Annotated in this window: 7 protein-coding genes; 1 reads left to right on the top strand and 6 read right to left on the bottom strand. The window is 70.7% G+C overall.

Annotated elements, in window-relative coordinates; translation table 11 throughout:
• From VFF46_RS12395 to VFF46_RS12380, 4 genes are all read right to left on the bottom strand, one after another.
• On the bottom strand, positions 1-620 hold a 620-nt coding region (locus tag VFF46_RS12395; RefSeq protein ID WP_325037235.1), incomplete at its 3' end, for an ROK family transcriptional regulator.
• Between the two features lie 80 nt (positions 621-700).
• Positions 701-1,564, bottom strand: coding sequence for an oxygenase MpaB family protein (locus VFF46_RS12390; protein ID WP_325037234.1), 864 nt, complete (start codon positions 1,562-1,564; stop codon positions 701-703).
• A gap of 14 nt (positions 1,565-1,578) precedes the next feature.
• Positions 1,579-2,109 carry a GNAT family protein gene (locus tag VFF46_RS12385; protein WP_325037233.1) on the bottom strand — a complete coding sequence of 177 codons (531 nt, stop codon included), beginning with the start codon at positions 2,107-2,109 and terminating at the stop codon, positions 1,579-1,581.
• 45 nt (positions 2,110-2,154) lie between these two features.
• Entirely contained in the window at positions 2,155-3,450 is a 1,296-nt protein-coding gene (locus VFF46_RS12380; protein ID WP_325037232.1) for an XRE family transcriptional regulator, read from the bottom strand.
• 213 nt (positions 3,451-3,663) lie between these two features.
• Between VFF46_RS12380 and VFF46_RS12375 the strand changes: the two genes are divergently transcribed.
• Positions 3,664-3,852: a hypothetical protein gene (locus VFF46_RS12375; protein WP_209700304.1), complete on the top strand. Its 189-nt coding sequence runs from the start codon at positions 3,664-3,666 to the stop codon at positions 3,850-3,852.
• 661 nt (positions 3,853-4,513) lie between these two features.
• Here VFF46_RS12375 and VFF46_RS12370 read toward each other — a convergent pair.
• Together VFF46_RS12370 and VFF46_RS12365 are read right to left on the bottom strand one after the other, a co-directional pair.
• The gene (locus VFF46_RS12370) at positions 4,514-5,938 is read right to left on the bottom strand and encodes a GNAT family N-acetyltransferase (protein ID WP_325037231.1); all 1,425 of its coding nucleotides are present in this window, start codon (positions 5,936-5,938) and stop codon (positions 4,514-4,516) included.
• Between the two features lies 1 nt (position 5,939).
• Positions 5,940-7,361, bottom strand: a 1,422-nt coding sequence (locus VFF46_RS12365; protein WP_325037230.1) for an MDR family MFS transporter, incomplete at its 5' end; no start/stop codon positions are given.

Genomic DNA, 7,361 nt, shown 5'->3' with positions numbered 1-7,361 from the left:
CCCGAGCCGATCGTCACCACGGCGAACGAGTCCGCGTTCACCCCGGCGCCGAACCAGTGCTCGGCGACGGTCAGCGCGCGGACGTCGTTCGACACCAGGATCGGTACCCGGACCCGCTTGCCGAGCAGCTCCGCGACCGGGACACCGCGCCAGCCCATCAGCGGCGAGTCCCGGACCACGCCGTGCGTCGCGTCGACGTCACCCGAGACCGCGATCCCGATCCCGGCCAGCGGGCCGGCCATCGCCGTACCGGTCTTGAGCGCGCCGATCAGCGCCTTCACGTGGTCCGCGAGGCGGTCGATCACGACGTCCGGATCGGTGCTGTCCAGCTCCTCGTGCCGGATGTTCAGGATTCCCGCGGTGAAGTCGGTGGTGACCCCGATCAGGCTGGTCGGCGTGACCTTGACGCCGATCACCGACACGCTGCTCGGTACGACGGTCAGCGGGCTGACGGGCCGCCCGATCCCGAGCTGCCCCTCCTCGCCGACCGGGGCGTCGGTGACGAATCCCGTCTCGATTAGCGGCGCGACCGCCTTCGTCACCGCCGCCTGCGACAGCCCTGTCCGGCGCGCGATCTCCACCCGCGGGATCGGCCCCTGGGTCAGGATCTTGGTCAGCACCTCGACTCCCGCCGGCGTAGCCAGGGGAAGCGGACGATGAGGACGCAGCGGCACGAGAACAACTTACAAGCGGCCGGGCCCTAAGCGCCGGTTTCTGCCAGTGTTGGCGATGTCAGCGCCCAGCGGATGGTCTTGGTCAGGCCGTCGCCGGCCGCGCGTACGACGGTCTGCTCGGCCAGCGGGAGGTACGGGAGCCGCAGCGGGATCCGGGTCCACCACGGAAGGAGCCCGACGGCGGCAGCTGTCAGTACGCCGTACGCGGGACGGGCCGCCCACGGGACGGGCGGGTGCACCAGGATGAAGCGGGCCGCCCGACGGGCTTCCGGCGTACCGCGGAGCTCGGGCTGGTAGTCCTTCAGCAGCTGCCGGACCTCGGCGAGCGTGGTGGGCGGGTCGATGACGCCCAGCTTGGCCGCGACGAGCGCCGCGTCCTCGACGTACTGGTCCTGCTCCTCGGCGGTCAGCGGGTGCGCGCCGTACCGCTGGTGTGCCGCGAGGAAGCTGTCCACCTCCGCCACGTGCACCCACTTGAGCAGATGCGGGTCCGACGCCCGGTACTTCACCCCGTCCGGACTGGTACCTCGCACGCGCTCGTGCACCTCCCTGACGTGCGCGATCGCCGCCTCCGCATCCGGGATCGCGCCGTACGTCGTGACCGCCAGGAAGTAGCTGGTACGCCGTAGCCGTCCCCACGGGTCGCCCTGGTACCCGGAGTGCGCCGCGACCGCGGCCATCGCCAACGGGTGCAACGACTGCAGCAGCAGCGCCCGTAGACCACCCGCGAACATCGACGCGTCACCGTGCACCCGACGGATCGGCCGGTCCGGTGCGAACCAGCGCGGACCCGGCGTGCTGTGCACCCGATCCCGCTCAGCGTGCGGGTCCGGTCCCGCAACCTTCGTCAGGATCATCCGGGCCAGATTGTCCCGCAGCGGTCCGATCATGCGACCAGTGTTGCTCAGGCGTCGTACTCGTCTTCCAGGAGTGAGTAGAGCCGGGAGTCGCGCCAGGCGCCGTTGGTGAACACGTGGTCGCGGAGCTGGCCCTCGTAGGTGAAGCCGATCCGCTTCACCACCGCGATCGAGGCCTCGTTCTCCGGGCCGATCGCGGCCGTCACCCGATGCCGGCCGAGCGGACCGAACGCGAACCGCAGCAGCGCCCGGGCGGCGTCGGTCGCGTACCCGCGGCCCCAGTGGTCGGCGCCGATCGCGTACCCGAGCTTGGCCGTCCAGGGCCCGCTCGGCGCGATCCGGCCGAACCCGATCACCCGGTCGTCGTCCGGCCGGGTGACCGCGAGCATGTAGTCGGGCCGGTCCTGCTGCGCCGACCGCAGCACGATGCCGGCCAGGTTCTGCTCCGCCTTGGTCCGGTCGTAGCTGTCGAACGCCATCCAGGTCGTGACCCGGTCGTCACCGGCGATGGCCAGGTAGTCGTCGAGGTCGGAGGTCCGGAATTCGCGCAACACGGTCAGCTGTCCGCTGAGCTCCATGCAGTTCCTATCTCTATCCCCGCCCCAACGCCCCGGTCTGGCAGGCTACCGGGGGAAGGACTGCATCGGAGTCCGGGTGAAGGACTCGATCTCCTCCTGGAGCTCGCGGGCGTCGTCCGCGCGACCCGACTGCCGCAGCGCCTGGTGGACCCGGCGGGCCGAGTTCACCACGCCGTTGATCCGGCGCTCGGTGGGCAGCGTCAGCACCGGTGCGAGCGCGTCCGCGGCGCCGTCCAGCTCACCACTCGCGATCCGGGTGATCGCCATCGCGGCCTGGCTGCCGGCGGCGTCGCCGAACGACCACTCTGGGTGGCTCTGGTCGGTGTACGCGTCGACGGCCTGGCTGGAGTACCGCTGGGCCTGCTCGACCTCGCCGGGCAGCTGCGCGAGCGCGTCGGCGGCGTAGTACAGCTGACGGTTACGACCGAACGTGCAGAGCCCGCCCATGTCGTCCAGGTCGTCGTTGTGCACCGAGTTCCACGCCTCTTCGGCGCGCTCGAGCGCGGCGCGGGTCGCCTCCGGGTTGCCGAGCGCGGCCCAGGCACGGGCCTCGCTGACCGGCAGCCAGACGCTGGTGGTGCTGTTCGCCTGCTCGGCGTAGCCGGCGCCGAGCTGGGCGTAGCGCACCGAGTCGTGCGGGTTGCCGGCCCAGTAGGAGACCAGCGACTGCAGACCGCGCACCCAGGCGCGCAGCCCGTGGTGGTCGGCGTTGTCGGCACACATGAAAGCGGTCCGCGCCTGGGTGAGGGCGGCGTGCGGGTTACCGAGGTCGTGGGAGGCCTTCGCGAGCAGCCCGCCGGTGACACCGGCCAGGAAGTACAGCTGGCGGTGGTTCTCCGGGCGCTGCCGGCTCTCCAGCAGGCCGAACACCAGGTCCTGGGTCTCGACCAGCTGGCCGAGGATCTCCGGCAAGGGGCGCTGTGGGTACGCCTGGGCGGCGTGGCGCACGTCGTCGTACACCTGTTCCATGGCCTCGCTTCCGAGACCGGACTGGGCCGCAAGGGCGAACGCCCTTGCTCGGCTGGCAGCCATGTCGAGAACCTCCATCTCGTTACCTGTCGTGATCCGTCCACTCGCGGCAGGTGCCGGCACCACCTGGGCGGCCTGCTCGGCGACGTACGGCGCGAGGAGCTCCTCGACCGGCTTGCCGAACATGCGTTGCAGGGTGCGCCGGGTCTGAGGAGTGGTCCCTGCGCGCTCGCCCGATGCGAGCCGCCGCAGGTGCCGCTCGGTGATGGTTCCACCCAGCTCGACGAACTCGGCGACGATCTCGGAGTAGGTCTGGTTCCGGCGCTGGATCAGGTGCGCCAGGACCGTCTTTGGCGCGTACCTACCCGCCATCGTTCCTCCCGTTCACGTCAGTCAGACGTTGTCTCGACTTGTGCCCCACGACAAGGTGCTGTCCCCCAGATGTCCGCGAGAGGACCGGAAGAGGTCCGGGAAAGGTCCGGTCCAGGTCCTAGAGCGGTCACGTTGGGCTCGTGCACCATTACTGCCATGACAACCAGTAAGTCCAACTGGTTGCAAGGCCTGAGAGTTACGGGGTGAGAGGTTGTGACCATCGCGGAAATCACGTCCAGACAGCACCGGCGCAGAGTCCGGGTCTGGTTCGGTGAGCACGTGATCGCGCAGTACGTCGCGGAGGCGCCGCTGGCGGCCCGCTACGAACAGGCGATGCGGCGCCGTTTCGCCGGTCTCAAGGTCACCAACGATCTGCTCGGGCCGCTCGACGCGACCGACTGAAACACCTGTAGTACCCGATGCTTCCGGGTCCTCCTCAGACCCGGTGTTGCTGACCCTGGGGTCTCCTCACGTCCAGGGTCGGCGCTGGAAGGTTCGGGGCACTCCTCAGCCCCGGACGACACCCAGGTGCGGTCCGGAGTACTCCTCAACTCCGGACCGCGCCGCCCACCGACCCGGCTGGGCTTGGCGGTTGAGTTCCCTGTATCGCCGCCGCCCAGCCGTTCCAACCACCTCCTGACCGACACCTCGGGTCAGGCAGGGCCGCGTGTCCTGGGCGGTAGGACACCGGAGGCTCCCGACACCTCACCGGGAACCTCCCCCTTGAGGTGGCCGGCTCCGAGTGTGACCGCCGCGCCTGGGCGGTCACACCCGGAGCCCTCAGACGAGGCTGCCCGTCCGGCAGTCCTCGATGGAAATGCCCGCCGCGATCCCGCGGCGGTTGCGCCCGGACCTTCGATCGTCAGGTCCGCCAGGGCACGCGACCCGGCCGCCGTCAGCTCGCCGCCGGTCAGCCACCAGCGCTCGACCACCGGATTCGTCACCCGGCGAGCCCGGCCGGGTCGCCGCTCCGGACCAGCGCCCCCGCAGCCCCTTCCGGCACCACCTCTCCGGAACTTTTCCGGCACTCCGTGCCCATTTCTTTCCGGAAAGCAGCTCGTCGTCAGCCGCAGGCGCCGACCAGGTCCGCGAGGAGACGCTCGGGGTCGTGCAGCACCCGTACGCCGTCCGTGATCACCCGCCGGGTGCCGGGGTCCACCGGCGTGGTGCCCGCCCAGGCCGTCGCCGTGATGCCCACCTCGACCTCGAGGCCGGAGGCCCGCACGATCCGGATCTCGGTGAGGTACGGCCCCCACTGCTGCCGGCGTACGACGCCGACCGCACCGAACGCGTCGAGCCAGTCGTCGTTCTCGAGGTACCGCTCCGGTACGTCGGTCAGCACGATCACGTCCAGGTCGGACGTCATCCGCGCCGCATCACGCGCCCACGACCCGACCATCGCCAGCCCGCGGATGTCCGCCCGGTCCGCGGCCCAGCGCACCGCTTGATCCACTACCTCGTCGACGTCCTGTGCGCGGGTGGCGTGGTTGGTGATGTAGACGGCGAAGGGGGCGTCGGGGGTCACCTTGGAGGCGTCGGGGGACCAGCCTTCGGTGTGGATCTGGCCGGCGTAGTGCATGCCGAGGCGGTGCATGACGGACTGGGATGCGGTGTTCGCCTGTTCGGTGAAGGCGATCACTGCGGAGGCGTTGAGGGTGGTGAAGGCGTAGTCGAGTCCGGCGCGGCCGAGTTCGGTGGCGAGGCCTTGGCCGCGGGCGGATTCGATCAGGGCCCAGCCGAGCTCCAGGCGGTCCGCCGCCCACTCCGGCCCGACCAGCGCGGCGATCGCCTCGGCGGTCGGCGTACCGGCGGGGATCCGGGACAGGCCGCCGCGACCGGCCAGGGCCCCGGTGGTGCGGTCGTACGCGATCCACTTGCCGGCGGCGTCGCGGTCCCAGCTCGCCTGGTGCCTGGCGACCTGCTCGGCCGCCTGGTCCGCGGGCAGGGTGAGGTCGTACCAGCGCGACACCCACGGGTCCGCGAAGATGCGTTCCAGGTCCGCTGCATGTCCGGTGAGGACCCCGTTGGGTCCGGTGATCGGTTCCAGGCGGAGTCGGTCGGTGAACCGGGTCCGGACCGCGTGCGCCACCAGGTCCCGCAGCCGGCGGTCGCCGTCGGGCCGGTTGACCATCAGCAGGTCCAGGTCGTCCGGCCCGGCCCACGCGGACCGGTCGTGCTTGCCGGCTTCGAGGCGTGGGCGGGTCAGGTCACCGTCGACGGTGACCAGGTAGTCGACCTCCCGGCGTACCCGCCCTTCCCACTCCCATTCCCAGTCGGCGACGGTCCAGACGATGTCGCGGACCGTCCACCCGGTCTCCTCCTCGACCTCCCGGGCCAACGCCTCCTCGGGTGTCTCCCCCGCCTCGAGATGCCCGCCGACGATGTCCCAGATCCCCGGCAGCAACCGCCGTTCCGCCGTACGCCGCTGCAGGTAGACGCGGTGTTGCTCGTCGCGGATCAGCGCACCCACGCAGTCGATCGCACGCATCTCAGCGGAGGGGCCGTTCGGTGATGCGGTTGGGCATGAAGACGACGGCGACGACGAGCAGCAGGGCGGCCGCGGCGGCGCCGTAGTACACGTCGTGGACGGCCGGGGCGAGGACGCCGGCGGGGACCTTTTCCAGGTCTGCGTGGCTGCCGCCGAGCCGTGCGGCTACCACCCCGTTCGCGACGGCGCCGAAGACCGCGACGCCGACCGCGCTGCCGACCGAGCGGGCGAACATGTTCGCGCCTGTCACCACGCCGCGAGTCTGCCAGTCGACCGACGACTGGGCTGCCACCACCGACGGCGAGGCGGAGAAGCCGAGCCCGATGCCGATCACGAAGCACGCGACAGCCAGGTGCAGGACGGAGCTCCGAGCGCCGACCGTCAGCAGGATGCCGGAGCCGAGTACGACGATCAGCGCGCCCATCAGCATCGTCGTCCGGAACCCGACCCGCAGGTAGATCCGCCCCGCGAACGACGCTGCGATCGGCCAGCCGAGCGTCATCGCCGCGAGCGTGAACCCGGCCACCAGCGCCGACGTACCGAGGACGCTCTGCGCGAACAGCGGCACGTACGTCGACAGCCCGATCATCAGCAGGCCGATCAGCAACGCGGCCGAGTTCGCCGAGTTCAGCACCCGCTGGCCGAGCACCCACAGCGGCAGGATCGGCTCGGCCGCCCGCCGCTCGACGAGGACGAACGCGACCAGCAGTACGACGGCCGCGGCCAGGATGACGACGCTCCGCGCCGAACCCCAGTCCCACATCACGCCGCCCTCGAGCAGTCCGAGCAGCAGCAGCGAACCGCCGGCCGCGAGCAGCACCGCGCCGGCGTAGTCGATCGTGTGGCCGGTCTTGTCCGCGACCTTCTCCTCGAACCGGCGGACCAGCACCCAGGCGGCCGCGATCCCGAGCGGGATGTTCACGAAGAAGATCCACCGCCAGGAGATGTAGTCCGAGAACACGCCGCCGAGGGTCGGCCCGACGAACGACGAGATCCCCCACACGCTGGCGACGTACCCCTGGACCTTGGCGCGCTCGGCGACCGTGTAGATGTCGCCGATGATCGTCATCCCGATCGGCTGGATGGCGCCCGCGCCGAGCCCCTGGATCAGCCGGAACGCGATCAGCGCCGGCATGCTCCAGGCGAATCCGCAGAGCACCGACCCGAGCAGGAACAGCCCGACGCCGAGCAGCATCATCGGCTTCCGCCCGCGCTGGTCGGCGAGCTTGCCGTAGATCGGCACCGACACCGCCTGGGCGAGCAGGTAGATCGAGAACAGCCAGGGGAACTGGGTGAAGCCGCCGAGGTCCTTGACCACGGACGGTACGGCGGTGGCCAGGATCGTCGCGTCGATCGCGACCAGCCCGACGCTCAGCATCACCGCGAGCAGGATCGGGCCCCGTTCCGACCGAAGCCCCACACT

The organism is Kribbella sp. (assembly GCF_035655035.1).
GTDB lineage: Bacteria > Actinomycetota > Actinomycetes > Propionibacteriales > Kribbellaceae > Kribbella.
This window is presented reverse-complemented; position numbering and strand designations above follow the sequence as displayed.